This window comes from Methylobacterium variabile, from assembly GCF_001043975.1.
Classification (GTDB): Bacteria; Pseudomonadota; Alphaproteobacteria; order Rhizobiales; family Beijerinckiaceae; genus Methylobacterium; species Methylobacterium variabile.
In genome coordinates this window covers 1-24,494 of sequence record NZ_LABY01000003.1, presented here as the reverse complement: position 1 = coordinate 24,494, position 24,494 = coordinate 1, and the positions used below count along the sequence as shown (strand labels likewise).

General features: G+C 71.5%; 22 protein-coding genes, 1 tRNA gene and 1 pseudogene. 14 read left to right on the top strand and 10 right to left on the bottom strand.

Annotated elements, in window-relative coordinates; genetic code table 11:
• Positions 1-300 (top strand): uracil-DNA glycosylase (locus VQ02_RS00380; protein ID WP_048442169.1); only part of this gene is annotated, 300 nt, incomplete at its 5' end.
• 46 nt (positions 301-346) lie between these two features.
• On the opposite strand, the gene VQ02_RS00375 is transcribed toward VQ02_RS00380, so the two are convergent.
• On the bottom strand, positions 347-1,429 hold the full coding sequence (locus VQ02_RS00375) for an inositol-3-phosphate synthase (RefSeq protein WP_048442162.1): 1,083 nt from the start codon (positions 1,427-1,429) through the stop codon (positions 347-349).
• Positions 1,430-1,557: 128 nt separating this feature from the next.
• Between VQ02_RS00375 and VQ02_RS00370 the strand changes: the two genes are divergently transcribed.
• A complete protein-coding gene (locus VQ02_RS00370; protein WP_048442161.1) occupies positions 1,558-2,016 on the top strand; it encodes a MaoC family dehydratase in 459 nt (152 codons plus the stop codon).
• Between the two features lie 51 nt (positions 2,017-2,067).
• On the top strand, positions 2,068-2,475 hold the full coding sequence (locus VQ02_RS00365; protein ID WP_048442160.1) for a DUF4345 family protein: 408 nt from the start codon (positions 2,068-2,070) through the stop codon (positions 2,473-2,475).
• Between the two features lie 333 nt (positions 2,476-2,808).
• Here VQ02_RS00365 and VQ02_RS00360 read toward each other — a convergent pair whose 3' ends face one another.
• Together VQ02_RS00360 and VQ02_RS00355 are read right to left on the bottom strand one after the other, a co-directional pair.
• Positions 2,809-3,234 (bottom strand): DUF2147 domain-containing protein, encoded by a 426-nt coding sequence (locus VQ02_RS00360; protein WP_245239575.1) that lies wholly within the window; start codon positions 3,232-3,234, stop codon positions 2,809-2,811.
• Between the two features lie 76 nt (positions 3,235-3,310).
• Positions 3,311-4,468, bottom strand: a complete 1,158-nt coding sequence (locus VQ02_RS00355) for a zinc-binding dehydrogenase (protein WP_048442159.1) — start codon at positions 4,466-4,468, stop codon at positions 3,311-3,313.
• A 134-nt stretch (positions 4,469-4,602) separates the two neighbouring features.
• Between VQ02_RS00355 and VQ02_RS00350 the strand changes: the two genes are divergently transcribed.
• From VQ02_RS00350 to VQ02_RS00335, 4 genes and pseudogenes are all read left to right on the top strand, one after another.
• Positions 4,603-6,618: an FUSC family protein gene (locus VQ02_RS00350; RefSeq protein WP_209436956.1), complete on the top strand. Its 2,016-nt coding sequence runs from the start codon at positions 4,603-4,605 to the stop codon at positions 6,616-6,618.
• A 20-nt stretch (positions 6,619-6,638) separates the two neighbouring features.
• Positions 6,639-6,833, top strand: a complete 195-nt coding sequence (locus VQ02_RS00345; protein WP_048442158.1) for a DUF1656 domain-containing protein — start codon at positions 6,639-6,641, stop codon at positions 6,831-6,833.
• 13 nt (positions 6,834-6,846) lie between these two features.
• Positions 6,847-7,719 (top strand): annotated as a pseudogene (locus tag VQ02_RS00340) (efflux RND transporter periplasmic adaptor subunit); the annotation flags it as partial.
• A 353-nt stretch (positions 7,720-8,072) separates the two neighbouring features.
• A tRNA-Leu gene (locus tag VQ02_RS00335) sits at positions 8,073-8,159 on the top strand.
• Positions 8,160-8,191: 32 nt separating this feature from the next.
• Here the strand turns inward: VQ02_RS00335 and VQ02_RS00330 are convergent.
• Positions 8,192-9,085 (bottom strand): LysR family transcriptional regulator, encoded by an 894-nt coding sequence (locus tag VQ02_RS00330; protein ID WP_209436955.1) that lies wholly within the window; start codon positions 9,083-9,085, stop codon positions 8,192-8,194.
• 180 nt (positions 9,086-9,265) lie between these two features.
• On the opposite strand from VQ02_RS00330, the gene VQ02_RS00325 reads away from it, so the two are divergent.
• Positions 9,266-10,792 (top strand): MFS transporter, encoded by a 1,527-nt coding sequence (locus tag VQ02_RS00325; RefSeq protein ID WP_048442157.1) that lies wholly within the window; start codon positions 9,266-9,268, stop codon positions 10,790-10,792.
• Positions 10,793-10,862: 70 nt separating this feature from the next.
• Here the strand turns inward: VQ02_RS00325 and VQ02_RS00320 are convergent, their stop codons facing one another.
• Positions 10,863-12,260: an aminotransferase-like domain-containing protein gene (locus VQ02_RS00320; RefSeq protein ID WP_048442156.1), complete on the bottom strand. Its 1,398-nt coding sequence runs from the start codon at positions 12,258-12,260 to the stop codon at positions 10,863-10,865.
• 120 nt (positions 12,261-12,380) lie between these two features.
• Between VQ02_RS00320 and VQ02_RS00315 the strand changes: the two genes are divergently transcribed.
• Both VQ02_RS00315 and VQ02_RS00310 read left to right on the top strand, forming a co-directional pair.
• On the top strand, positions 12,381-13,241 hold the full coding sequence (locus tag VQ02_RS00315; protein WP_048442155.1) for a DMT family transporter: 861 nt from the start codon (positions 12,381-12,383) through the stop codon (positions 13,239-13,241).
• A 106-nt stretch (positions 13,242-13,347) separates the two neighbouring features.
• The gene (locus VQ02_RS00310) at positions 13,348-14,334 is read left to right on the top strand and encodes an extensin-like domain-containing protein (RefSeq protein ID WP_048442164.1); all 987 of its coding nucleotides are present in this window, start codon (positions 13,348-13,350) and stop codon (positions 14,332-14,334) included.
• Between the two features lie 9 nt (positions 14,335-14,343).
• Here the strand turns inward: VQ02_RS00310 and VQ02_RS00305 are convergent, their stop codons facing one another.
• From VQ02_RS00305 to VQ02_RS00300, 3 genes are all read right to left on the bottom strand, one after another.
• Positions 14,344-14,769 (bottom strand): hypothetical protein, encoded by a 426-nt coding sequence (locus VQ02_RS00305; protein ID WP_048442154.1) that lies wholly within the window; start codon positions 14,767-14,769, stop codon positions 14,344-14,346.
• Positions 14,770-14,902: 133 nt separating this feature from the next.
• Complete coding sequence (locus VQ02_RS35210; RefSeq protein ID WP_083468950.1) at positions 14,903-15,277, bottom strand: GCG_CRPN prefix-to-repeats domain-containing protein; 375 nt, start codon at positions 15,275-15,277, stop codon at positions 14,903-14,905.
• 124 nt (positions 15,278-15,401) lie between these two features.
• Positions 15,402-16,154 carry a lysophospholipid acyltransferase family protein gene (locus VQ02_RS00300; protein ID WP_048442153.1) on the bottom strand — a complete coding sequence of 251 codons (753 nt, stop codon included), beginning with the start codon at positions 16,152-16,154 and terminating at the stop codon, positions 15,402-15,404.
• 408 nt (positions 16,155-16,562) lie between these two features.
• Between VQ02_RS00300 and VQ02_RS00295 the strand changes: the two genes are divergently transcribed.
• The gene (locus tag VQ02_RS00295) at positions 16,563-17,582 is read left to right on the top strand and encodes a TRAP transporter substrate-binding protein (RefSeq protein WP_048442152.1); all 1,020 of its coding nucleotides are present in this window, start codon (positions 16,563-16,565) and stop codon (positions 17,580-17,582) included.
• A 27-nt stretch (positions 17,583-17,609) separates the two neighbouring features.
• On the opposite strand, the gene VQ02_RS00290 is transcribed toward VQ02_RS00295, so the two are convergent.
• Entirely contained in the window at positions 17,610-19,661 is a 2,052-nt protein-coding gene (locus VQ02_RS00290; RefSeq protein WP_048442151.1) for a putative bifunctional diguanylate cyclase/phosphodiesterase, read from the bottom strand.
• Between VQ02_RS00290 and VQ02_RS37975 the strand changes: the two genes are divergently transcribed.
• Entirely contained in the window at positions 19,650-19,856 is a 207-nt protein-coding gene (locus tag VQ02_RS37975) for a hypothetical protein (RefSeq protein ID WP_167350688.1), read from the top strand. The two genes, VQ02_RS00290 and VQ02_RS37975, sit on opposite strands and share 12 nt — an antisense overlap.
• A gap of 625 nt (positions 19,857-20,481) precedes the next feature.
• Positions 20,482-22,407: an HAD-IIIC family phosphatase gene (locus VQ02_RS00285; RefSeq protein ID WP_053080070.1), complete on the top strand. Its 1,926-nt coding sequence runs from the start codon at positions 20,482-20,484 to the stop codon at positions 22,405-22,407.
• A 24-nt stretch (positions 22,408-22,431) separates the two neighbouring features.
• Here VQ02_RS00285 and guaA read toward each other — a convergent pair whose 3' ends face one another.
• Positions 22,432-23,988 carry a glutamine-hydrolyzing GMP synthase gene (guaA, locus tag VQ02_RS00280; RefSeq protein ID WP_048442150.1) on the bottom strand — a complete coding sequence of 519 codons (1,557 nt, stop codon included), beginning with the start codon at positions 23,986-23,988 and terminating at the stop codon, positions 22,432-22,434.
• A 140-nt stretch (positions 23,989-24,128) separates the two neighbouring features.
• Between guaA and VQ02_RS00275 the strand changes: the two genes are divergently transcribed.
• Entirely contained in the window at positions 24,129-24,365 is a 237-nt protein-coding gene (locus VQ02_RS00275; protein WP_048442149.1) for a hypothetical protein, read from the top strand.
• Positions 24,366-24,494 lie beyond the last annotated feature (129 nt).

Here is a 24,494-nt window from a genome sequence, read left to right as displayed (position 1 = left end):
GCCCTCACGGTCGAGGCGGGGAAATCCGGTGCGCACATGAAGCTCGGCTGGTCGGCCCTGACCGACCAGGCGGTCTCGGCAGTCTCGGCCGAGCGCCCGGCCGTCGCCTTCCTGCTCTGGGGGGCGCCGGCCCGCCAGCGCGCGGCCCTGATCGACCGGGACAAGCACCTGGTGCTGGAGGCTGGGCACCCCTCGCCCCTCAACCGCCGGGCGGATTTTCGCGGCAGCCGGCCGTTCAGCCAGGCGAATGCGTGGCTGGAGGAGAAGGGGCTGGCGCCGATCGACTGGCGATTGGGGTGAGACGAGCGGGGCGTGTTCGGGCGGTGACGGAACCGGGGATGATCCCTTACCGCCCCTCCCCCGCCACGAAGGCGAGCGTCCGCCGGTGCGCCTCCTCGTCGGTGAACTGTTCCGGCGGCGACTTCATCAGCCAGCTCGATGGGCCGATCAGCGCGCCGCCGATCCCGCGCTCCCGCGCGAGGGCGGCGCAGCGCACCGCGTCGATGACGATGCCGGCGGAGTTCGGCGAGTCCCAGACCTCGAGCTTCAGCTCCAGGTTCAGCGGCACGCCGCCGAATGCCGTGCCCTCGAGGCGGATGTGGGCCCACTTGCGGTCGCTCAGCCACGGCACGTAGTCGCTGGGACCGACGTGGATGTCGTCCGGCGGCAGCGCGGTCTCGAGCTGGCTCTGCACCGACTGCGTCTTGGAGATCTTCTTCGATTCGAGCCGCTCGCGCTCGAGCATGTTGCGGAAATCGGAATTGCCGCCGAAATTGAGCTGGTAGGTCCGCTCCAGCTTGACGCCGCGCTCGCGGAAGAGGTGGGCGAGCGCCCGGTGCACGATGGTGGCGCCGACCTGGCTCTTGATGTCGTCGCCGATGAGCGGCAGGCCGGCGGCCTCGAAGCGCTGGCGCCACTCGGGGTGCGAGGCGATGAAGACCGGGATGCAGTTGACGAAGGCGCAGCCCGCCGCGAGCGCCGCCTCGGCGTAGAACTCCGTGGCTCCCTGCGAGCCCACCGGCAGGTAGGAGACCAGCACCTCGGCCCCGGCGCGTCGCAGCGCCGCCGCGACGTCCACCGGCCGGGCGGTTGATTCCGGCACCACCGCCTTCAGGTACTGGCCGAGGCCGTCGAGTGTCGGGCCGCGCTCCACCGTGACCCCGGTCGGCGCCACGTCGGCGAAGCGGGCGGTGTTGTTGGGAGGAGCCTGGATCGCCTCGGCCAGGTCGCGGCCGACCTTGGCCTCGGCGACATCGAACGCCGCCACCACCGTCACGTCCGCCACCCGGTAGCCTCCGAGATCGGGGCTCATCAGGCCCGGGACGGCGTCGCCGGGACCGGCCTCCCGATAGTAGGTCAGACCCTGCACGAAGGAGGAGGCGCAGTTGCCGACGCCCGCGATCGCGACCCGCACGCTCTTCTGGCCCAACGCCCACACTCCCGATGACGGCACTCTCGCTCCTTAGCTAGAACACCCCAGCGGAGTATCGATCCCCGATCGAGCGTGGCCGTGCGCGGCGGCACGGCCTAAGGTGGCCGGAAACGGGAGGAGACCGCATGGAGAGCTTCGACGGGCCGGAGGCCCTGAAGGCGGCGATCGGGCAGGAGATCGGCGTCGGCGAGTGGATCACCGTCGACCAGGTGATGATCGACCGCTTCGCCGAGGCGACGGGCGATCACCAGTGGATCCATGTCGATCCGGAGCGGGCGGCACGGGAATCGCCCTACGGCACCACGGTGGCACACGGCTACCTCACCCTGTCGCTGGTGCCGCGCTTCATCGCCGGGGTGCGCCGCCTCGAGGGCCTGCGCCTGAGCCTGAATTACGGCCTCGACCGGGTGCGCTTTCCCGCCCCCGTGGTGGTGAACGCGCGGCTGCGCGGCCGGGTGCGGGTGGCGGCGGCCCTCGACGTGCCGCCCCGGGGCCTGCGCACCACCTACGGGGTGACGGTGGAGATCGAGGGCGCCGCGAAGCCGGCCTGCCTCGCCGACGCGGTCGTGCTGCACCATTGGTGAAACGCTCGCGCCCCTGGCGGATTGTCCGGGGGTTGAGAGCGGGACCTTGCGATGGATTTCGGGACGGAGCGGCGCGCGCTGCAGCGCGTGGTGGCTGTGGCGGCGGTCGTGCCGGTGGCGGCAGGGCTCTACGGCGTGCTGTTCGGACAGGCCGGCCTCGGCGGCGGCCACGTCGAGGTCTCGACGGACAGCCATTTCCGCTACCTGTCGGGCCTGCTCCTCGGGATCGGCCTGCTGTTCTGGTCGACGATTCCGGCGATCGAGACCAAGGCGTCGCTCTTCCGCTTCCTGACGATGGTGGTGGTCCTCGGGGGCCTCTCCCGGCTCCTCGGCCTGTGGCTCACCGGCGTGCCCTCCCTCACCATGCTGGCGGCGCTCGGCATGGAACTGGTGGTCACGCCGGTGCTGTGCCTGTGGCAGGTCCGGGTGGCGAACCGGGCCGGGACGGCGATCCCGTAGGCGGGGTTCGCTCGGTCAGGGGGGCCGGCAGCCTCAGAGCCTGTTTGATTGGCTTCCACAGATTTAACACCCTGCATGTCATTCCGGGGCCGCGCAGCGGAGCCCGGAATCCAGAAACTCAGGAGGTCTCGAACAAGACGAATTGCATTCCGCTCTATTCTGAACATCCTGCGGCTCTGGATCCCGGGCTCCGCTGCGCGGCCCCGGAATGACGAACCGGGTGTTCATACTGTCCGGCAAAGCAAACAGGGTCTCGGAAATCCCGAGAGAAGTGCCTGACGCGAGCCGCGCCTGAACCCTCTCCCACTGCGGGGGAGGGTCAGGCGCGCTAAGTCACTCCACCCGCGTCCACATCTGCTTCTTGCAGATCAGGCCGCCCAGGACGCAGCCCGACAGTTCCAGCACGTTCGGCCCCTTCATGGCGAGCTTGCCCGAATAGGTCCGGCCGTCGCGGAAGTTGTAGAGCGAGCCCTCCCAGCCCTCGCCGGCCGGGTGCATGTCGCGGGTGAGCGCCGCGCCGACGAGGCTGCGGCCGCGCAGGGCCGGGTCGGGGTTGTGGATGTCCTTGGCCTCGCCCGCCATCACCTTCGCGACGGTCCCGCACAGGGCCGCGCCGCAGCGGCTGATGCGGATCTGCGAGTCCTTGCCGGGCGTGAGCCAGGTGCCGAGGGGCTGGGGCCCCGCCTGCGCGTGGGCGAGGGCCGGCGCGCAGGCGAGGATGAAGGCGGCGAGACGAACGGCAGGATGGACGGGACGCAACGGCGCGGGCTCCGGATCGGCGAATCGAAGCCCCGACGTAGCGCCTCGGCGCCCGTCCCGCCATGCGGTCAGGCGCTCAGGCGACGAGCTCCGGGAACGGCACGATGGTCGACTTCACGGTCTTCATCGCCATCGCGTCCTTCACCGCCTGCGACACGCCCTCCTGGGTGAAGGGATAGACCGTCTGCATCTCGAGCCACGGGTACTTGTCCCGGGCGCGGTAGAGCATGTCGACCCCGAGCGGCAGGTCGTTGCCGGTGAAGGCCCAGGAGCCCAGCACGTTCAGGTCCTTGGAGCAGATCCGGTGCCACGAGGTCTCGATCTTGCCCGCATCGGTGAACTGGCCCATCTCGACGTAGGTGCCGCCGTCGCGCAGGAACTCGATGCCCTCCGGTCCGGCGGTCGGGTGGCCCGAGCAATCCATCACCAGGTCGGCCCCGAAGCCGCCGACGATCTCGCGCACCGCCGCGATGCGGGCCTCCGGCGTCGTGACCTTGGTGATGTCGACGGTGGCCTCGGCGCCGAACTTGCGGGCAAGCGCGAGGCGCGGCTCCTCCGGGGCGCCGACGCAGATCACCCGGCCGGCGCCCATCTCCTGGGCAGCCGCCACCGCCAGGATGCCGATCGGCCCGGAGCCCTGGATCACCACCGTGTCGCCCCACTTGAAGCCGCCGGCCCGCGTCGCCCGGTTGAAGGCGCGGATGCAGGAGGTCAGCGGCTCGGACAGGGCGCCAAGGCGAAGCGACATGTCGTCGGGCAATTTATAGACCTTGGTGCCCGGCAGCATCTCGAGGTCGACGTAGACGTACTCGGCCCAGCCGCCCCAAAGGTGCGGCGCCTTGTCGAAGCCGAGATAGCGCCCGTAATAGACCGGGGTCAGGCACTTGTTGGCCTGCTCGGGGTAGTGGACGCAGTAGTAGCAGTGCCCGCACGGCATCAGCGGCGGGATCATCACCTTGGAGCCGACCTGCAGCGGCTTCTCCATGAAGTCGGCAGTGAACTCCTCGCCCTTCTCGACGATGACGCCACCGATCTCGTGGCCCAGCGTGAAGGGCCACGGCAGGGGCTTCGGCCAGTGGCCCTTGAGGATGTGCTGGTCGGTGCCGCAGACGCCGCAGGCGCCGACCTTGATCAGCGCCGCCTTGCGCGGAACCTTCGGCCAGGGCACCGATTGGATGACGGGTTCCGCCCCGGGGCCCGCGAACGTCGCGACGCGGATCTCTGGCTTGCTCATCGGCGCTTCCTCGTCTGGCTGTTCTGGCGCGACGCGCGGCCGCGGGCCGGGTCGCTGCCCGGCTGAGCTCACCCTAGCATCGTATTCGATTTGTGCATCCCGATCGGGCGCGATCGCTGGCGGGAGCTGAAGCCATGTCCGAGGGGCGAATGGCCGAGGTGACGCAGCGCCGCGGCTGGATCGACGCGGTCCTCGACCGGATCGAGCCGCCGCCGCTCTCGTCCTGGGCCTACGGCCTGCGGATCTGGCTCGCCATGATGCTGGCGCTCTATGCCGGGTTCTGGCTCCAGCTCGAGAGCGCCTCCTCGGCCGCCGTCACGGTGGCGATCCTGGCCCAGCCCCGGCGCGGACAGGCCCTGTCGAAGGCGGCCTATCGGTTCCTCGGCACGCTGATCGGCTTTGCGGTCGCGATCCTGTTCACCGCCCTGTTCGGACAGGACCGGGTCGAGATGCTGGTCGCCTTCGCGCTATGGATGGGGTGTTGCGTCTTCGTCGCCAACTACCTCCAGGGCACCAAGGCCTACGGTGCCATGCTGTCGGGCTACACGGTGGCGATCATCGCCATCAACAACATCGACGCGCCGCAGATGGTGTTCGAATCCGGCCTCGCCCGCGTCGCCGCGATCACCCTTGGCATCCTCTCGATCACCTTCATCAACGACGCGCTCGGCGCGCCCTACGTCTTCCCCGAGCTCAGCGCCGGCATGGCGAAGGCCCGCGACGCGGTGCGCGATTTCGTCCGCCAAGCGGTGCAGGAGGGCGATCCGGGCCCGGAGGCGGCGGCGGACACCCTGCGCCTGGTGGCCGCGCCCCGGGACTCGATCGGGGTGGTGGGGACGGAGTTCCACGACGGCGAGAACCGGGCGGCGGGCGCCCGCAGCGCCGTCGCGGCCCTGTTCGCGGCGGTCGCGGGCGCGCGCTCCTTCGCGCTCGCGGTCGCGCGGTCGGGTGAGCGGACGGACGACGCGGAGGAGCTGCGCCGGCAGGTGCTCGCCGGCCTCGACGGCGACCGGACCGCCCTGCCGGGTCTCGAGGCCCGCATCGACGCCCTGGCGGCGGGAGACGGCGCCGATCCCGACGCCGTGCTGCTGCACCGGCGCGCCATCGACCTCCTGCGCCAGGACCGCCTGGCCGAGGACGGCATCGACGCCCTCGAGACCGGCCGCGCCCCTCTGCGCGACATGCGCCTGCCGGTCCACCGCGACTTCCCGGACGCGCTGCGCAACGCCGCCCGGGTGGTGATCACGGTGGCGATCAGCGCCGCGATCTTCGTGCTGAGCGGCTGGCCGGCCACCTCGGCGGCCCTGCTCCAGGTCTCCGCCTTCGCGGCGCTCGCCTCGATCAATCCGAACCCGGTCGGCTTCGCCACCGGGGCCCTGTGGGGCATGCCGCTCGCCGCCGCCTGCGCCGGCATCGTCGAGTTCATCGTCCTCGACGGCGGCCAGGGCTTCCCGCTCCTCGCCATCGCGATGGCGCCGGTGGTCGTCACCGCCTGCCTGCTCAGCCTGCGCCCGGGGACGGCGAGCCTCGGCTTCATCCTGCTGGTGTTCTTCCCCGTGGTGCTGGCACCGGCGAACCCCCAGCCCTACAACCCGGAATCGTACGTCAACTCCACCGTGCTGTTCTGCGTCTCCGGGCTGATCCTGTTCCTGGTGATCCGGATCGTGCTGCCGACCACCAACGCCCAGCGCCGGCGCTGGTCGCTGGGCGCGGCCCGCGCGGACGTGATCGAGGCCCTGTCGGGCGAGCCGCAGGATTCCGACGAGCGGGTCAACCTCGACGCCGACCGCCTGGTGCAGTTCGCCGGCTGGGCCTGCGCCGCCGGCGCGGCCCGGCGCGCCACGTTACGGCACGCCTTTGCCCTCGCCGCCCTCGACACCGCCGCCGCGGGGGCTCAGGCCGGGCTCAACCGCCTCGCCGCGGAGCCGGCCTTCGACGGCGCCGTCCACCGGGCCCGGGCCGCCCTGCGGCGGGCCGAGGCGGGGGCGCTGCGCGAGGCCGCCTCCGACCTCCTCGCCGCCGCCCGCGGCGGACCGGCCGAAACGCGCCGCACCGCAACACGGGTTGTGGCCGACCTCACCACGGCGTCCTATGTGATCGAGGACCAGGGTCGGGTGCTGCGGCGCCTCGACCTGTGGGGCGCCGGGTAGGGCATGTTTCCGGGCTGGCCATGTTTCATGAGCTGACCATCGGCGGGGTGCTGGTCTCTCCCTTCGTCGCCTACGCGGCCGCCGCCCTGGCGATCCTGCTCGGCTTACGGCCGCTCCTGCGCCTCGCGCGCTTCGAGCGCGTCTTCGCCAACCCGCCGCTTGCCGAGGCGGGGATCTACCTGTGCATCCTGGCGCTGCTGATCGTGCTGGTCTGAGAGGAGGAGAGCGGTGGCGGTCAAGCAGACGACCCGGGGACGGCGCCTCCTGCGGCTGCTCGCCACCGCATTGGTTCTGGCCTGCGCCGCCGCCGCGGCCCTCGTCGTCTGGCAGTACTATGTCACCGCGCCCTGGACCCGGGACGGGCGGGTGCGGGTTCAGGTCTCCAGCATCGCCCCCCAGGTCTCCGGCCAGATCACCGAGCTGCGGGTCGTCGACAACCAGTTCGTCCGCAAGGGCGACGTGCTCTACGTGATCGACCCGTTCGACTTCAAGGTCGCCCTCGAATCCGCCAGGGCCGACGTCGAGAACCGGGCCGCCGACCTGCAGGTCAAGCGCGCCCAGGCCGCGCGGCGCGAGGCGCTGACCACGGTCTCGACCTCGATCGAGGAGAAGCAGCAATTTGCCGGCACCGCCAAGCAGGCGGAGGCCGCCTTCGCCTCGGCCCAGGCGCAGGTCGCGCAGGCGGAGATCAACCTGCGGCGCACGGAGGTCCGCAGCCCCGTCAACGGCTACGTCACCAACCTGCTGCTGCGGGTCGGCGACTACGCCACCGCCGGCACCCGCAACATCTCGGTCATCGACGCCGATTCGTACTGGATCGACGGCTACTTCGAGGAGACCAAGATGGGCCACATCCGGGTCGGGGACGCGGCGACGGCGACCCTGATGGGCTATGCCGAGCCGATCCGAGGCAGGGTCGAGAGCATCACCCGGGGCATCAGCACCCCGAACGCCGCCGCGAGCACGCAGGGCCTGCCGAGCGTCGATCCGGTCTATACCTGGGTCCGCCTCGCCCAGCGGGTGCCGGTGCGCATCCGCATCGAGGAGGTGCCGCCGAACCTCGCCCTCGTGGCCGGCATGACGGCGACGGTCTCGGTCGGCGCCTACGCCCAGCCCGGCGACCGCCTGCGGGACGTGTTCAGCGCCTTCGTCGACCGCCTCGGCCCGCAGCGGCCGCAGGACGGCGCCGTGTCGCCGGCCGGCGACACCACGACGGTGAAGGGCTCGCACGACGTCTCGACCCTGCCGGCGCCCGACCCGAAGGCGGGCCCGAGCGCCGACCAGATCGCGCCCGGCATCGCGCCGGGCATCAACGAGGCGCCGGACGCGCCGCCCGCGAAGGAACCACCCGCCAGGGATCAGCGCGGCTCGCACCGCGACCACGGCGGCGGCCGCACCGCCCGGGATTGACACGCTCCCGCTCCCCACGGCACAGGAGAGGGGCTTCACCGCGCGCGGGCGTGGCGGAATTGGTAGACGCAGCGGACTCAAAATCCGCCGTCCTCACGGATATGTCGGTTCGAGTCCGACCGCCCGCACCACCTCCTATCCGGACCGGCCTCGCGCAGCGCGCTCACGCGCCGCCGGATCGCGGCCGCTGGGGCAGGCACGGCCCGCCGGCCGGCTTGCGATGCTCCCGGAATGCCGCCGTGATGGCGCGCAGCGTCTCCTTCGTCCGCGGGTCCGACAGGGACGAGTGCAGGATGATGGTATGGGAGGGCAGCGGCGGCAGGCCCAGCGCGTCGCCGACCTCCACGGCATCCGCCGGTGCGAGCCGGCACGGGAAGGCCGCGACCGCGAGTCCGGCCGAGATTGCCGCGGCGTTGGCGGCCGTGCCGCCGACGAAGACCTCCGTCCAGGGAATGCCCGCACGGTCGAGCAGGCGCGTCGCCGCGTCGCGCACGGCGCAGCAGGGCGAGAGCGTGGCCAGCGGCAACGGCTCGCCCGCCCGATGCTCGAAATCCGGCGAGGCGAACCAGCCGAAATGCTCGGGCCCGAGGATCTCGCCCTCCCGCCGGTCGTCGTCGCTGCGGACGATCACGGCATCGAGCGCACCGCCCTCGAAGGCATCCATCAGCGCCCGCGAGGTGTCGAGCAGGACCTCGATCGTGAGGGCCGGATCGAGGGATTTCAGGCGCGCGAGCAGGGTCGGCACCTCCGGCCCCATCACGTGGCTCGCGATGCCGAGCCGGAACCGGCGGCGGGTGGCCGTAAGCCCGGCGACGGCGCGCTCGTGCGCGGCCAGGAAATCCCGCGCGGACTGGATGAAGATCTCGCCTTGTGCCGAGAGCCGCACCTGACGCGGCGTCCGCTCGATGAGCTTCTGGCCGAGCCGGTCCTCCAGCCGCTTCAGCTTCACGCTGACGGCGCCCTGCGTCGAGCCCAGCGCCTCCGCCGCGCGGGTGAAGCTCCTGTGATCCGCCACCAGCACGAAGGCCCGGACGGCATCGACCTCCAACGTCAGCATGGCGCGGATCCATCGTTGTCTGTTGTCACTGAAATACCCTGACATCGAATTGCGTTGTGATCCAGCCCGCGACACCTTGCGCAGCGCCGTTGCCCACCGTGCCGCCGAGGTGAGTGCTCGAAACAGTCATGCCGAGCACGACCGCGTGTTCCGCTGCGGCGAGAAGCACAGAGACCGACCATGTCCATGCGCCGAAATCAGAGAAATACTGCTGCCCTGGCCGCCGTCTGCGTGTCGGCGCTGATGCTGGGGCTTGAGATATCCAGCATCCCCGCGATCCTGCCGACGTTGGAGCATGTTCTCCCGGCCGATTTCCGGGAGCTTCAATGGATCATGAATGCCTACACCATCGCCATGACGACTTGGCTGATGGCGATGGGCGCCCTGGCCGACCGCTTCGGCCGGAAGCGCGTCTTCGTCCTCGGCATCGTGGTCTTCGGCGGGGCCTCGCTGATCTGCGGGCTCGCCACGAGCGCACCCTTGCTCATCGCCGCCCGCTTCCTCCAGGGCACCAGCGGCGCGGCGATGCTGGCCTGCCAGATCGCCGTGCTCTCGCATCAGTTCCGCGACGGCCGGGATCGCAGCGTGGCGTTCGGCTGGTGGGGCATCGTCTTCGGCATCGGACTTGGCTTCGGCCCGCTCGTCGGCGGCGCGATCGTCGCGGTGTCGAGCTGGCACTGGGTCTTCCTCATCCACGCCGTGCTCGCGGTCGGCACGACGCTCCTCGCCTGGGGCGGCGTGGAGGAATCCTCGGATCCTCAGGCAGCGCGGATCGACCTCGCGGGCATGGTCACGCTGTCGCTGTCCGTCTTCTGCCTCGTCTCCCTCATCACCCAGGGACGGGCCCTCTCGTCCGATAATCCCGCCGGCCTCCTCACGGCCGTCGCCGGCGCGCTGAGCCTGACCGTGTTCGTCGCCGTCGAGACCAGGCTTGCCCGGCCGATGTTCGACTTCCGGGCGTTCCGCATCCGTCGCTTCTCGGGCGCCCTCATCGGCGCGAGCGGCATGAACTTCAGCTTCTGGCCGTTCGTGATCTACTTGCCGATCCACTTCCAGGCCGTGCTCGGCCTCGACAGCGCGGGGGCAAGCCTCACGCTCCTCGCCTACACGCTGCCGACCCTGTTCGTCCCGCCCTTCGCCGAGGCATTGCTGCGGCGCCACGGTCCGCGCTTCGTCATCCCGCTCGGCCTCTCCACCATCGGTTTCGGCTTCGTGCTGATGCGCGTCGCCACGACCGCCGCGCCGGCGAGCTGGATCGCCATGGTGCCGGGCTGCATCCTCGCCGGGATCGGCCTCGGGCTGACCAACACGCCCGTCACCAACACCGCGACCGCGGCGGTCCCCGCCGAGCGCGCCGGCATGGCGTCGGGAATGGACATGAGCGCCCGGATGATCGCGCTCGCGATCAACATCGCGCTGATGGGCTTCATCCTGGTTCAGGGCATCCGCGCCAGCCTCGCGCACCGGGTGCCGCAGGCCGGTGACGACGTCCTCGCCCGGCTGGCCGAGACGATCGCCGCCGGCAACCTGGCGGCCGGTGTGCCGGGAGGGATCGACGTCGGCGCCGCGGTGGCGCGCGAGGCGCTGATGCAGGGTTTCGGCGGGGTGATGCTCTACGGGGCGCTCTGTGCCTGGACGGCGGCGGCGCTGAGCTTCGTCGTCTTCGGCCGCAGGGCGGCTCTCGCCGGGGCCGACGGCCGGATCTGAGGGAGAGCGTCGCCGCCCGCTCGGTCCTGGCCGGCGTCGTCGAACGAGTCCGTTCGACGACCCGGCGGGATCACGCCGCCGGCGCGGCCAGCGCCCGTTGCAGCACTGGGAAGACCCGCGCATCGCCCATCTGCGCCACGTTGAAGCGCATGAAGTGCGAGGCGGTGTGCGAGACGCTGAACACGTCGCCGGGGGCCAGCACCACGCCCTCGCGCAGGGCCGCCCGGGCGATATCGGCGGCGTTCTGCCCTTCCGGCAAGGCGCACCAGAGATAGAACCCGCCCCGCGGCATCAGCCAGGGTCGGATCCCGAGGGCGCCCAGCCTCTCGGCGCCCTCGCGCCGAGCCCGGGCGAGGCGGCGGCGCAGGGTCTCGAGGTGCTTGCGATACTGCCCGTCGCCCATCGCTCCCGCGACGAGCTCCGCCGCGACCGGGCTGACCCCGCCGAAGCTCGTCGCGACCTGGAGGTCGATCAGCGCCTCGATCCAGTCCGCCTTCGCGGCGATGTAGCCGCAGCGGATCGAGGCCGAGAGAGTTTTCGAGAAGCTGCCGATCCGGATCACCCGGTCGAGCCCGTCCAGGGCCGCGAGCCGGGGCGAGGGCTCGGGCTCGAAGGCGGCGAAGATGTCGTCCTCGACGATCAGGAGGTCGTGGGCCGCCGCCGCGTTGAGCAGCCGGTGCGCGACGGCGGGCGAGAGTGTCGCGCCGGTCGGGTTGTGCAGGGCGGAGTTGGTGACGTAGAGCCGCGGCCGGTGCGCGGCGGCGGCCTCCGCGAACCGCTCCGGATCCGGCCCCGCCTCGGTGTAGGGCACGCCCACCACCGTCGCCCGGTGGGCGCGCAGCAGCGCCTGGAAGTTGAAGTAGCAGGGGTCGTCGACCAGCACGGTGTCGCCGGGCCGCACCAGGAGGCGGCAGATCAGGTCGATCGCCTGCGTGCCGGAGCCGGTGAGCAGGATCTGCTCCGGGCCGACCGGCAGGCCCTCGCCGGCGAAGTGGCGCGCCAGGAGCCGGCGCAGGGGCAGCGGCCCGCGCGTGGCGCCGTAATCGGTGAGCACCGCATCCTCGGCGCGGGCGAGGCTGCGGGCGGCGCGGCGCAGGGCCGCCACCGGCATCCACTCCGCCGGCAGCCAGCCGCAGCCGGGCTTGGACAGGTCCGGCTCGCCGTCGAGGGATTGCCGCGAGACCCAGAGCGGGTCGACCGCCCGGTCGAGGCGGGGCCCGATCTCGGCCAGCGTCAGCGGCGGGGCGGCGGCCGCGGCGTAGAAGCCGGAGCCCGGGCGGGCGCGCACCGCACCCTCCGCCGCCAGGCGCTCGTAGGCCTCGACCACCGTCGAGGGCGACACGCCCATGGCTCCGGCAAGGCCCCGGATCGAGGGCAGCTTCTCGCCCGGCGTCAGCCCCCGCGCGGCAATCCGCCCCCGGATCGCCGCCATCACCGCCGCCGTGCGGCTGCCCGGCCCGTCCGCCATCGCGTCCCCCGACCGTACGGTTCGCGTCATCAATACAGTTCGACGCAACCGTACGGGACCGTGCCTTCGCGCGCCAGCGTCCCCTGCGCTATCCAGCGATCGAAGGCGTGGGGTCGGGCGATGCAGCGGCAGGCGGACGGGTGGGGCAGCGGGCTCCTCGGCGTGGTGATCTTCAGCGGCTCGCTGCCGGCGACCCGGGTGGCGGTCGGCGGCTTCACGCCGCTGTTCCTGACCTCGGCCCGGGCGGTGATCGCGGCGCTCCTCGGGGTGGCCCTGCTGTGGGCCCTGCGCCAGCGGCGGCCGGCCCGCGCCGACCTCGCCCCCCTCGCCATCGTGGCCCTCGGCGTGGTGGTGGGCTTCCCGCTCCTGACCGCGCTGGCGCTCCAGCACGTCACCTCGGCCCACTCGATCGTGTTCATCGGACTCCTGCCCCTCGCGACCGCCCTGTTCGGGGTGCTGCGCGGAGGTGAGCGACCGCGGGCGGCGTTCTGGCTCTTCTCCCTCATCGGCAGCGCCGCGGTCGCGGGCTTCGCCCTCGTCCAGGGCGGACCGGCCTCCCTCACCGGCGACCTCCTGATGCTCGCCGCCATTCTGCTCTGCGGGCTCGGCTACGCGGAGGGCGCGGCGCTGTCGCGCCGGCTCGGGGGCTGGCAGGTCATCTCCTGGGCCCTGGTGCTCGCCCTGCCGGCGATGGCGGTGCTCGCCGTGGCGACCCGGCCGGCTGCCGTCAGCGGGATCGGCGGCCCGGCCTGGCTCGGCCTCGCCTACGTCTCGGTGTTCAGCATGCTGGTCGGCTTCGTGTTCTGGTATCGCGGCCTGGCGCGGGGCGGCATCGCCGGGGTGGGCCAGCTGCAATTGCTCCAGCCCTTCCTCGGCCTCGCCCTCGCCGGCCTCCTCCTCGGCGAGCCGGTCGCCTGGTCGATGATCGTGGTGACGGGTCTCATCGTGCTGTGCGTCGCGGGCGCGAAGAGGTTCGCGTGAGCGGATCCGCCGCTACCGGTGGATTCCCGGGGCGCCCCATCCTGGGGCAAGCGCTGACGGCGAAGGTTGACGCGGTGTTTACGCCATCGTGCGCATTGTCGGCACCATGCGTCGTGGCATCGTTGCGTTCTCAGCCTTCACGCTCTTCGGCCTGGGGCTTACCGGATGCGCGCTCAACCGGTTTGAGCAGCGCGAACCCTGGCGGAATCAGGCCGAAGAGGTCTGCCTCGCCCAGAAACTCGTTCGCCCGAGCGAGGACATCCAGCCGGTCAAGGAGATCGACGGGCCGGGCGTCTGCGGCATGGTGCATCCGTTCCGGGTCACGCGGCTCGCCGGCGGCACGGTGGCGCTCAAGCAGCGCATGACGCTGGCCTGCCCGATCATCCCGGAGGTCGAGGCCTGGCTCGCCGGCACGGTGCAGCCCGCCGCGCAGCTCTATTTCGGCCAGCCCGTGGTCGAGATGAATTCCGGCTCCTATGCCTGCCGCGGCCGCAACAACCAGGTCGGCGCCAAGCTGTCGGAGCACTCGTTCGGCAACGCCGTCGACGTGATGTCCTTCCGCTTCGCCGACGGCTACGTGGTGACGGTGAAGGGCGGCTGGCGCGGCACGGAGGCCGAGCAGGGCTTCCTGCGCGAGGTCTTCCTCGGCGCCTGCAACCATTTCACCACGGTGCTGGCGCCGGGGTCGAACGTCTACCACTACGACCACCTGCATCTCGACCTGGCGCGGCACGATCCGCGCGGCCTGCGCCGCATCTGCAAGCCGCTGATCAAGTTCCAGTCGCAGCTGCCGCCGCCCGGCACGCCGCTCTCGCCGATCCGCAAGAAGCCGCCGGCCTGGCAGCCCGCCCCCGACCCGGCGCCGATCGATGTCGAGGAGGACGACCCCTACGGCCTGACGCCGATGAGCGCCCGGGAGACGGGCTCCAGGGTCGCCCGCGCCCCGGCGCCCCGCCAGGCACCGGGACAGGCGCCGGCCCAGGCCTACACCGCCCCGCCGGCACCACGGCCCGCCCTCGCCGCCGAGCCGCGCGCCCTGCCGGCGCCGTTGCCGCTTGCCAGCCCGACCTGGTCGTCGGGGCCGATCTACTGATCCCGGCCGTCAGGCCGGCCCCCCGAGATCCGCCACGACCGCCCGACGGGCGGCGGCGTCCTCGGCCAGCCTGTGGACGTGCATCTCGGTCGCGCCCCGGGCCCGGGCCCGGGTGAGCCAGCCCCGGTTGAGCCGCTCGCGCGGGCTCTCGCCCGCCGCCGCGACCGCCACCAGCTCGGCGGTCCCGTCGCCCCCGCGGCGCACCGCGATCACCACCGCCTCCCCCACCTCCGCCGGATCGTCGTCGAGGGTGTGGATCCCCACCACGTAGCGGCGGCCCGAACGGCCGCGCCAGGCGCTCAGCGGCAGGGCCGGGGTGCCTCGCAGGCTCGAGGCCGTTCTCAGGCGCTCCTCACGCACGTCCAACCTCCTCGCGCGGTCGTTCTGGATGTCCCGCATCGCGACCGACCAGGACAGGGCTCGCTTGTTCGCCATTTGTTCCAGCCTAGTTCCGATTCCGGAGGTCCGTCAAGCGCGGACGCGCGTGATGCGGGAGATCTGGCGAGGCGGTGCGCGGAGTTCAAGATCGAAGGGTGCGGCGGCCGGACGATCCGGCCGCCGCCCCTGCTCACCAGCGGTGATGCCAGCCGTGGTGGCCCCACCCACCTGGGTGGCCCCACCCGCCGGTCCGGTAGCCGACGCGATGCCAGCCGCCATAGCCCCATGGGCGGTGCCAGCCGACGGGGCGCCAGCCGCCATAGCCCCATGGGCGGTGCCAGCCGACGGGGCGCCAGCCGTGGCCCCAGCGCGGGCCGTAGACGACGGGCCGGTAGCGGACCGGGGCATAGTACACCCGCGGGCCGTAGAAGTTCGGGCGGCACCAGCCGCGCCAGGTCCGGTGGAAGCCGGGCCCGCAGCCGTCACGGGCCTCCGCGCTCGTTCCCGAGCCGACGACGGCGCCGAGAGACAGGATCGCGGCGCCAGCAGCCATTGTCCAACGCATCGTAGCCTCCTGTTGCGAGGCCCTGGAAATGCGCGAGATGGTCCGATCGTTTCCAGGTTACGAAGAGTTCATGTTTCGCGCACCGCCGCAGGTCTATGGCTGTGCTTGCGCGCCGGACAAGCGCTCATGCACCCCGGGCGGGCATCGCGGCGCCGGCAGGTTCGGGCAGGCCCGCCTCCCGCACCAGGGCGTTCGAGGCCGTCTCGACACGCTCCTGCAGCTCGGCCAGAAACACGTCGCGGGGCAGGCCCGGCGGGATCGGCGGCAGGAAGGCGATCACGGCGGTGCCGGGCCGGTAGGTCAGGCGGCGGCGGCCCCAGAACACCCCGGTGTTGAGCGCCACCGGCAGGCAGGGCACGCCGAGGCGGTCGTACATGTGGGCGACGCCGTACTTGTAGGCCGGCGGCGCCCACGGGGCGCGGCGCGTGCCCTCGGGGAAGATGATCAGCCGGCGGCCCTGCGCCATCGCGGCGGCGGCCTCCTCGTTCATCAGCGCCAGGGCGCGCGAGCCCTTGGAGCGGTCGATCGCCACCATCTCGCTCCGGGCGAGGTACCAGCCGAACAGCGGCAGCCACATCAGCTCGCGCTTCAGGATGTAGGTGAAGTCGTCGAGCACCGTGACGAGGGCCAGCGTCTCGAGGGCCGACTGGTGCTTGGCAGCCACCAGGACCGCCCCCGCCGGGCGATGCTCGAGGCCCCGGAACTCCACGCGCAGGCCCACGACGGCGTGCAGCAGGCGGAGGATTACCCGGGCCCAGGTCTGGGCCAGCCACAGCACGCCGCGCCGGCTGGCCAGGGCCGGCAGGCCGCCGATCAGCAGCACGGCGGTGACGAGGTAAAACGCGAGGGTGAACAGGATGGAGCGGACGAGTGACATGACGGGCGGCTTGACGAACCCGCGCGCCGCGCCCGAGTGCCTCGGGCCCGACCGCGCGGCGGACGAGAGGTGCGGCGCCCGGTCGAAGCGCCGCCCGCATGATGCGGAGGCCCCTCCTTAGAGCGGTGCCGGTTCGCTTTGCAATCGGCCCGCGCCTCTGGCGACCGCGGCGACAGCGGTCGCGCCGGTAGCCGCCGTGCACTCCCGGCACCGCTCGTGCCCGGGGAGCGGACCGGTCCGGCGGAGAGGCGCCGCGCTGGTCGCGCGGACGCGGCGGGGAAAGGCCCGCGCGCGGCCTGAGGGGCAGATGCCCGGCCGGAAAAAACGTGCTTTAAGCCTCAACGGACCCGCGCGAGAGAGACGCGGGACGCCGTCGGTCCGGATCGCCGGACCCTGAGGGAGGACGCCATGACCACGCTCACGCGCCGCCGCGCGCTCCATCTCGCCGTTGCCGGCGCCGTCGCGGGCCCGGCGGTGCTGCGCATCACCCGGGCGCACGCGGCCGAGTTCACCCTGAAGGCCGCCAACAACGCGCCGGTCACCCATCCGCTCTCGATCTACATGGGCCGGGCGGCGGACGCGATCCGCGAGGAGACCGGCGGCAAGGTCGAGATCAAGCTGTTTCCCAACAATCAGCTCGGCGGCGACACCGACATGCTGAGCCAGCTGCGCTCGGGCGCGCTGGAGCTGTTCACCCTCTCGCCCCTGATCCTCGCCACCCTGGTGCCCGCGGCCTCGATCAGCGGCGTCGGCTTCGCCTGGTCGTCCTACGACAAGCTGTGGCCGGCGATGGACGGCGACCTCGGCGCCCACGTGCGGGCGCAGATCGACAAGGCGGGCCTGTTCGCCTTCGAGCGCATCTGGGAGAACGGCTTCCGCCAGACCACCTCCTCGACCCGGCCGATCCTCACCGCGGAGGACTTCAAGGGATTCAAGATCCGGGTCCCGCCGAGCCCGATGTGGACCTCGATGTTCAAGGCGTTCGACGCCGCCCCGATGACGATCAACTTCGCGGAGGTCTACTCGGCGCTCCAGACCCGGATCGCCGAGGGTCAGGAGAACCCGCTGGCGCTGATCGAGGCGGCCAAGCTCTACGAGGTGCAGAAGCACCTCTCGAAGACCAACCACATGTGGGACGGGTTCTGGCTGCTCTCCAACGGCCGGCTCTGGCGCGGGCTGCCGCAGGACGTGAAGACCGTGGTCGCCAAGCACTTCAACGCCCAGGCGGTGGAGCAGCGCGCGGAGACGCTCAAGCGCAACATCTCGACCGAGCAGGACCTGCGGTCGCGCGGCCTCGCCTTCCACGACGTCGACACCAAGGCGTTCCAGGCCAAGCTGCAATCGGCCGGGTTCTACAAGGAGTGGAAAGGCAAGTTCGGTGACGACGCCTGGGCGCTGCTGGAGAAGCACACCGGCTCGATCGCCTGACCGGCGGCGCCCCCGGCGGGCCGCGCCTCACGCTCCGGCGGGCAGCCCCGCCGGGGCCGCGGCGGCCGCCTGGACGGCGCGGCCGAACAGGTAGCCCTGCCCCTCCGTGAAGCCCTCCTGGCGCACCACCGCGAGCTGGGCCGGCGTCTCGACGCCTTCGGCCACCGTCTCGATGCCGAGGCGGCGTCCCAGCTCGGCCACGACGCCGACGATCGCCCGGCAATCCGGCCGCTCGACGGCGTCGCGCACGAACGAGCCGTCGAGCTTGATGCGGTCGAACGGGAAGGCCCGGACCCGGGACAGGGACGAGAAGCCGACCCCGAAATCGTCGAGGGAGATCCGCACGCCCATGGCGTGCAGGAGGTGCAGGTCGTCGGCGACGCCGTCGGTGGCCGTGCTGAGCACCGTCTCGGTGATCTCGAGTTCCAGGCGCCGAGGGGCCAGGCCGGTCCGCGCGAGGACGTCCCTCACCGCCCGCGGCAGGCTGCCGTCGCCGAGCTGGCGCACCGAGACGTTGACGCAGACCCGGGCCGGATCGGGCCAGGCGGCGGCGTCGCGGCAGGCCCGTTCCAGCACCCAGAAGCCGAGCGCGCGGATCAGGTCCGACTTCTCGGCGAGGGGCACGAAGCGGCGGGGCGAGACCGGGCCCCGCTCCGGGTGAGTCCAGCGCAGGAGTGCCTCCCGGGCGGTGACCGCGCCGTGCGCCAGCCCGATGATCGGCTGGTAGGCGAGGCCGAGGGTTCCGGCCGCGAGGGCCTGGCGAAGGTCCTGCTCGATGCGCAGCTCCTCGCTGCGCTCGGTCTCCATCTCCGGGGTGAACAGGCGCCAGGCGGCCTTGCCAGCGCCCTTGGCGGCGTAGAGCGCGCAATCGGCCTGCCGCAGCATGGCGTCGGGCGTGGTGCCCTCCTTCGCGAAGGCGATGCCGATGCTGGCCGAGACGTGGCGCGGCCGCTCGCCCTCGATCTCGTAGGCCTGGGCGAACTCGATCAGCAGCCCCTCGGCCAGGGGCACCGCGAGGTCGCCCGCCCCGCCCGGGAGCAGCAGGGCGAACTCGTCGCCGCCGAACCGGGCGGCGAGGCCCTGCTCCGGCAGCGTGCGGCGCAGCCGTTCGGCCACCTGGCGCAGCAGCGCGTCCCCGGCCTGGTGCCCGAGGTCGTCGTTGACGGCCTTGAAGCCGTCGAGGTCGAGGAACAGCAGCGCGGTCCCGGCCGGCAACGCGCCGTCGGCCGCGCTCTCCCGCAGCCGCCGCCAGAGCATCGCCCGGTTGGCGAGGCCGGTGAGTGCGTCGTGGTGCGCGAGGCGGCTGACCTCGAGCTCGGCCTGCCGCTGGCGCGTCACGTCCTCGAAGGTGACCACGAAGGCGCCGCCGGGTATGCCCCGGCGCACCAGCGCGACCGCGCGCCCGTCCGGCATCGGCACCACCACGGCCTCGCCACCCCCGAGCAGCGCCTCGTGCCCGGCGAGAAGCCCGGCCCCCTCCTCGACGCCCGCCCCGGGGCCCGCGAAGGCGAGGGCCCAGAGCGCCTCGATCGGTGTCCCGATCAGGTCGCGCCCCTCGGCGGCGAACATCTGGAAGAAGCGCTGGTTGATGAGCCGCACCTTCCGGCCGGCGTCGAACAGGCACAGGCCCTGCGACATGGTCGAGAGGGCGAGGTCGAGGATCAGCGCCACCGCCTGGAACTGGTCGGCATCGGATTTCTGCCGCGTGGCGTCGCGGATGACCTGGGCGAAGCCGATGACCGTCTCGCCGTCGCGAATCGCCGTGATGGTGATGTTGGCCCAGAAGCGCGTGCCGCCCCGATGAGAGAGCCAGGCCTCGATCTCGCAGCGGCCGGACTCGCGGGCGGTTGCGAGCGCGTCCGACGCGCCGCTGCCGATCAGGTCGGCGAAGCCGAAGATCCGGCCGGCGATCTCCCCGGCGGCGTAGCCGGTCATCCGCTCGGCCCCCGGGCTCCAGACGAGCACCCGCCCGTCGCGGTCGAGGAGGCACAGCGCGTAGTCGACGGCGGCATCGATCAGACGACGAAACCAGTCTTCGGAGAACGCGCTCCTGCCCGCATCGACGACGTGGAGTGGCATACAGGATCCGCCCAAGGGAAAAACCGCAGAGAGACGACGCGCGACGATGGCACCATCCGCGAGAACACCGCCGGATTCAAGCGCGCGCCGGTCTCGATGATGCTGCATCCTGACCTCATCAGGAAAAATTTTGTGAACAGTAAAGAGACTTGGTTTATGGATCTGCAACACTGGACATCGGGCGACAACGGCTGATCGGGCGAAGGTACTTGTTGCAATTTTTTCGATCGTAAATGATATTTAGAAATATATGTACATCATTGCCAACAGACGATTGGAAACAAGAATGTCAATGTCCGTCGATTATCGGAAAAATTTAGTAAAATCGAAAATCTATCGTATGATCGAGGCTTCCGGATCGCCGACGATCCGGTACGGTCGGGTGATGCTGCCTCCGGATGACAATCTTCGCGCGTCGTCCCACGAGCCGTCGCGGCGGAACTTGGCTCAATATGATTGATCCGCTTTGCAAACAGGATGTTTCTGAGATTGCCTAAGGCACCGATCGGAGACGGCGTGACCGTTGCAGTGTTCGCTGGAACGAATGCCGGCTCGGCGCGAACCCCAGGGCGAACCGGGGGCTTGGCGGCGGATCCGATTGCCGGGTCGGCACCGCACTGATGAAGAACGCAGCACGAGTACGGATGGCGAGCGGGCCCGCTTTGAGGGCATCAGCCGCGCGCCCACGAGGGCGGGGAGGATCTTTGCGTCTTGGCAAGCGACGCTCCGTCCGCTCGGGCTCCTGCTGTGTCGCAGGGTTTCGTCGCAAAACCGGCCACCGCTCTTGCCAAGCCCGCTCAGGAGAGGAGTCGTTCGCGGCATGAGCCCCACCCATGCGAGCCCCGAACTCTACTGGCTGCCCGCGCGCCCCGAGACGTGGCGCCAGCGGGTGTCGGCGCTCGCCGATCTGGCCGACCGCGATCCCGCTGCCTGGACCGAGGCCGTGGCGCTCGCCCGCTACCGGCTGGACTTCTCCGGCGTCAACGCGCTCGACAGGGCGACGCGCCGGCTTGTCCGTCCCGGCACGGCATCGTTCGACCCGGGCGGCGTCATCCCTTCGGTGCGCCTCGCAATCCTGTCGTCCTCGACGACGACCCACCTGCACGGCGCGATCCGGGTCGGCGGCCTGCGCCAGGGCCTGGCGATCGAGGTCTACGAGCCGGATTACGGCCAGTACCGCCAGGTCCTGGCCGCGCCGCGCTCGCCGCTCGTCGATTTCGCCCCGGATGTCGTCGTCTTCGCCTTCGATGCCGTCACGGTCGCGAGCCAGGCCCGCGCGGCCGCCAGCCAGGCGGACGCGAAGCGCCTGGCCGAGGCCTACGTGGCGCAGCTCAAGGAGCTGTGGGCGACGGCCCGCGCCCGAACGGGCGCCGCCATCATCCAGCAGACCGTCATGCCGCGCTTCGCCGCGGCGGGCGGCAGCAACGAGCATCGCCTGCCCGGCTCCCCGGCGGCCTTCGTGGCCCGCGTCAACGCCCTCCTGCGGGATGCGGTCGACGACGCGAACGTCGATCTCCTCGCCCTCGACGCCCGGGTGTCGCAGGACGGCGTCGACCGGTGGTTCGGGGCCGCGCAGTGGCACGGCGCCAGGCAGGAGGTGTCGCTTCCGGCGGCGCCCATGTACGGCGACCTGCTCGCCCGCCTGCTCGCCGCCCGCCTGGGACGCTCCTCGAAGTGCTGCGTGTTCGACCTCGACAACACCCTGTGGGGCGGCGTCATCGGGGATGACGGCCTCCAGGGAATCGTCCTCGGCGCCGGCAGCGCGGCCGGCGAGGCGTTCCTCGACCTGCAGCACTATGCCCTCGCATTGCGGCGCCGGGGCATCCTCCTCGCCGTCTGCTCGAAGAACGACGCGGCGACCGCGGTCGAGCCGTTCGACCGCCATCCCGAGATGGCGCTCAAGCGCAGCGACATCGCGTGCTTCGTGGCGAACTGGGACGACAAGGCGTCGAACCTCCAGCAGATCGCCAGGACGTTGTCGATCGGCCTCGAGTCGCTGGTCTTCATCGACGACAACCCGTTCGAGCGGGAACTCGTCCGCCGGGCGCTTCCGGAGGTCTTCGTGCCCGAGGTGCCGGAGGATCCGGCCCTCGTCGCGCGCTGCATCGCGGATGCGGGCTGCTTCGAGGCCGTGAGCGTCACGGCGGAGGACGCGATGCGGGCGGAGCTCTACGCGGACAACGCCCGGCGCGAGGCGCGGAGGAGCAGCGCGACCGATCTCGACGGCTATCTCGCCGACCTCGACATGACCCTGCATTGGGGCGCCTTCGCCGAGAGCGACGTCGCCCGCGTCACGCAGCTCATCAACAAGACCAACCAGTTCAACCTGGCGACCCGTCGGCTGTCGGAGGGCGAGGTCCGCGCGATCATGGCTGATCCGCGCGCGGTCGGCCTGCGGTTCCGGCTTGTCGACCGGTTCGGCGACAACGGCGTCATCGCCGTCGTCACCGGGCACATGGCGGACGATGAGACCTTCGTGATCGACGACTGGCTGATGAGCTGCCGCGTGCTCGGGCGCCACGTCGAGGCCGCGACGCTCAACGCCCTGGTCGAGGCCGCCCGCCGCCTCGGCGCCACCCGGATCGCGGGACGCTACCGCCCGACCGGGAAGAACGGCCTCGTCGCCGACCTGCTGCCGCGCCTCGGCTTCAGCGTGACGGAGGATGGGCACGGCGCGCTCGACCTGCACCGGTTCGCAGAGAGGCCTGCGCCGATGCGCAGCGTCGAGACCACCGGCGCGCGCTGACGCGCCGGCGCGCTCAAGCCGGCGTCACTCCCACTCGATCGTGCCGGGGGGCTTGGAGGTGATGTCGTAGGTCACCCGGTTGATGCCCTTGACCTCGTTGATGATCCGGGTCGCGACCCGGCCCAGGAACGCCATGTCGAAGGGGTAGAAGTCCGCCGTCATGCCGTCGACCGAGGTGACGGCGCGGAGCGCGCAGACGTGGTCGTAGGTGCGGCCGTCGCCCATGACGCCGACGGTCTTGACCGGCAGGATCACCGCGAAGGCCTGCCAGATCGTGTCGTAGAGGCCGGCCTTGCGGATCTCCTCGAGGTAGATCGCGTCGGCCTTGCGCAGGGCGTCGAGCTTCTCGCCCGTGATCTCGCCGGGGCAGCGGATCGCGAGGCCCGGGCCCGGGAAGGGGTGGCGGCCGACGAAGGCCTCGGGCAGGCCGAGCTCCCGGCCGAGCTCCCGGACCTCGTCCTTGAACAGCTCGCGCAGGGGCTCGACGAGCTTCATGTTCATGCGCGCCGGCAGGCCGCCGACGTTGTGGTGGCTCTTGATCGTGACGGACGGACCGCCGGTGAACGACACGCTCTCGATCACGTCCGGGTAGAGCGTTCCCTGAGCCAGGAAGTCGGCGCCGCCGATCTTCTTCGCCTCGGCCTCGAACACGTCGATGAACAGGCGCCCAATCGTCTTGCGCTTGACCTCCGGGTCGGTGACCCCGGCGAGCTCGCCGAGAAAGAGGTCGGAGGCCTGCACGTGGACGAGGGGGATATTGTAGTGGTCGCGGAAGAGCCGCACCACCTCCTCGGCCTCGCCCTGGCGCAGCAGGCCGTGATCGACGAAGACGCACGTGAGCTGCTCGCCGATCGCCTCGTGGATCAGCACCGCCGCCACCGCCGAATCGACGCCACCCGAGAGGCCGCACAGCACCTTCGCGCCGCCGACCTGCTGCCGGATCCGCGCGATCGCCTCCTCGCGGAAGGCCGCCATCGACCAGTCGCCGGTGCAGCCGGCGATGTCGCGCACGAAGTTGCGGATTAGGAGCGCGCCGTGGGGCGTGTGCGCCACCTCGGGGTGGAACTGCACCGCGTAGAACTTGCGCGCCTCGTCCGCCACCGCCGCGAAGGGGGCGTTGGGCGAGATCGCCACGGTGGTGAAGCCGTCCGGCAGCTTCGTCACCCGGTCGCCGTGGCTCATCCAGACCGGGTACTTCTCGCCGACGTGCCAGACGCCGCGAAACAGGGCGCTGTCGGCGATGATCTCGACCTCGGCCCGGCCGAACTCGGCGTGGTGGCCGCCCTCGACCTCGCCGCCGAGCTGCGCTGCCATGGTCTGCTCGCCGTAGCAGATGCCGAGCACCGGCACCCCGGCCTCGAACACCGCCTGCGGCGCCCGCGGCGAGGTCTCGACCGTGACCGATTCCGGGCCGCCCGACAGGATCACCGCCCGCGGCTTCATCGCCGCGAAGGCCGCCTCGGCCGCCTGGAACGGCACGATCTCGGAGTAGACCCCCTCCTCCCGCACGCGGCGGGCGATGAGCTGGGTCACCTGGCTGCCGAAATCGATGATGAGGATCTTGTCGTGCTCGGTCGTCATGGGATCACGAGTTAGACGAGGCCCGCCCCGGGTGCAACGCACCGGGAAGCGGGTCCACGGTGCGTTCACGGCATTAACCGGACGTTCATGATCTAACGGCGATCGAGGCGCCCCCAACCCACCAGACAGGGAGCCTCGCCATGCGAGCCATCGTCCTCGGGATCGCCGCCACCCTCGCCACGGGCCTCAGCCTCGCGCCGGCCTCGGCCATGCCGGTCGTCGGCGGCGGGACCGTCGCGCCCGCCGCCGCGATCGAGCAGGCGCAGTACGTCACCCGCCGGGTGGTGCGCCGCGGTCCCCGCTGCACGGTCCAGGTGATCCGCACCCGCGGTCCGTTCGGCCGGGTGGTGGTGCGCAAGGTGCGCCGCTGCTTCTGACGCCGGTCGGAACTTAGGTTCCGACGATCGGAGCCCGGGAGGGCGGCCCCGCGCGGGGCCGCCCTTTCGTCGTCTTATACCGCCGCGCCTTCGAACGGATCCGTTCGAAGGCGCAAGGCAAGCCCGAAC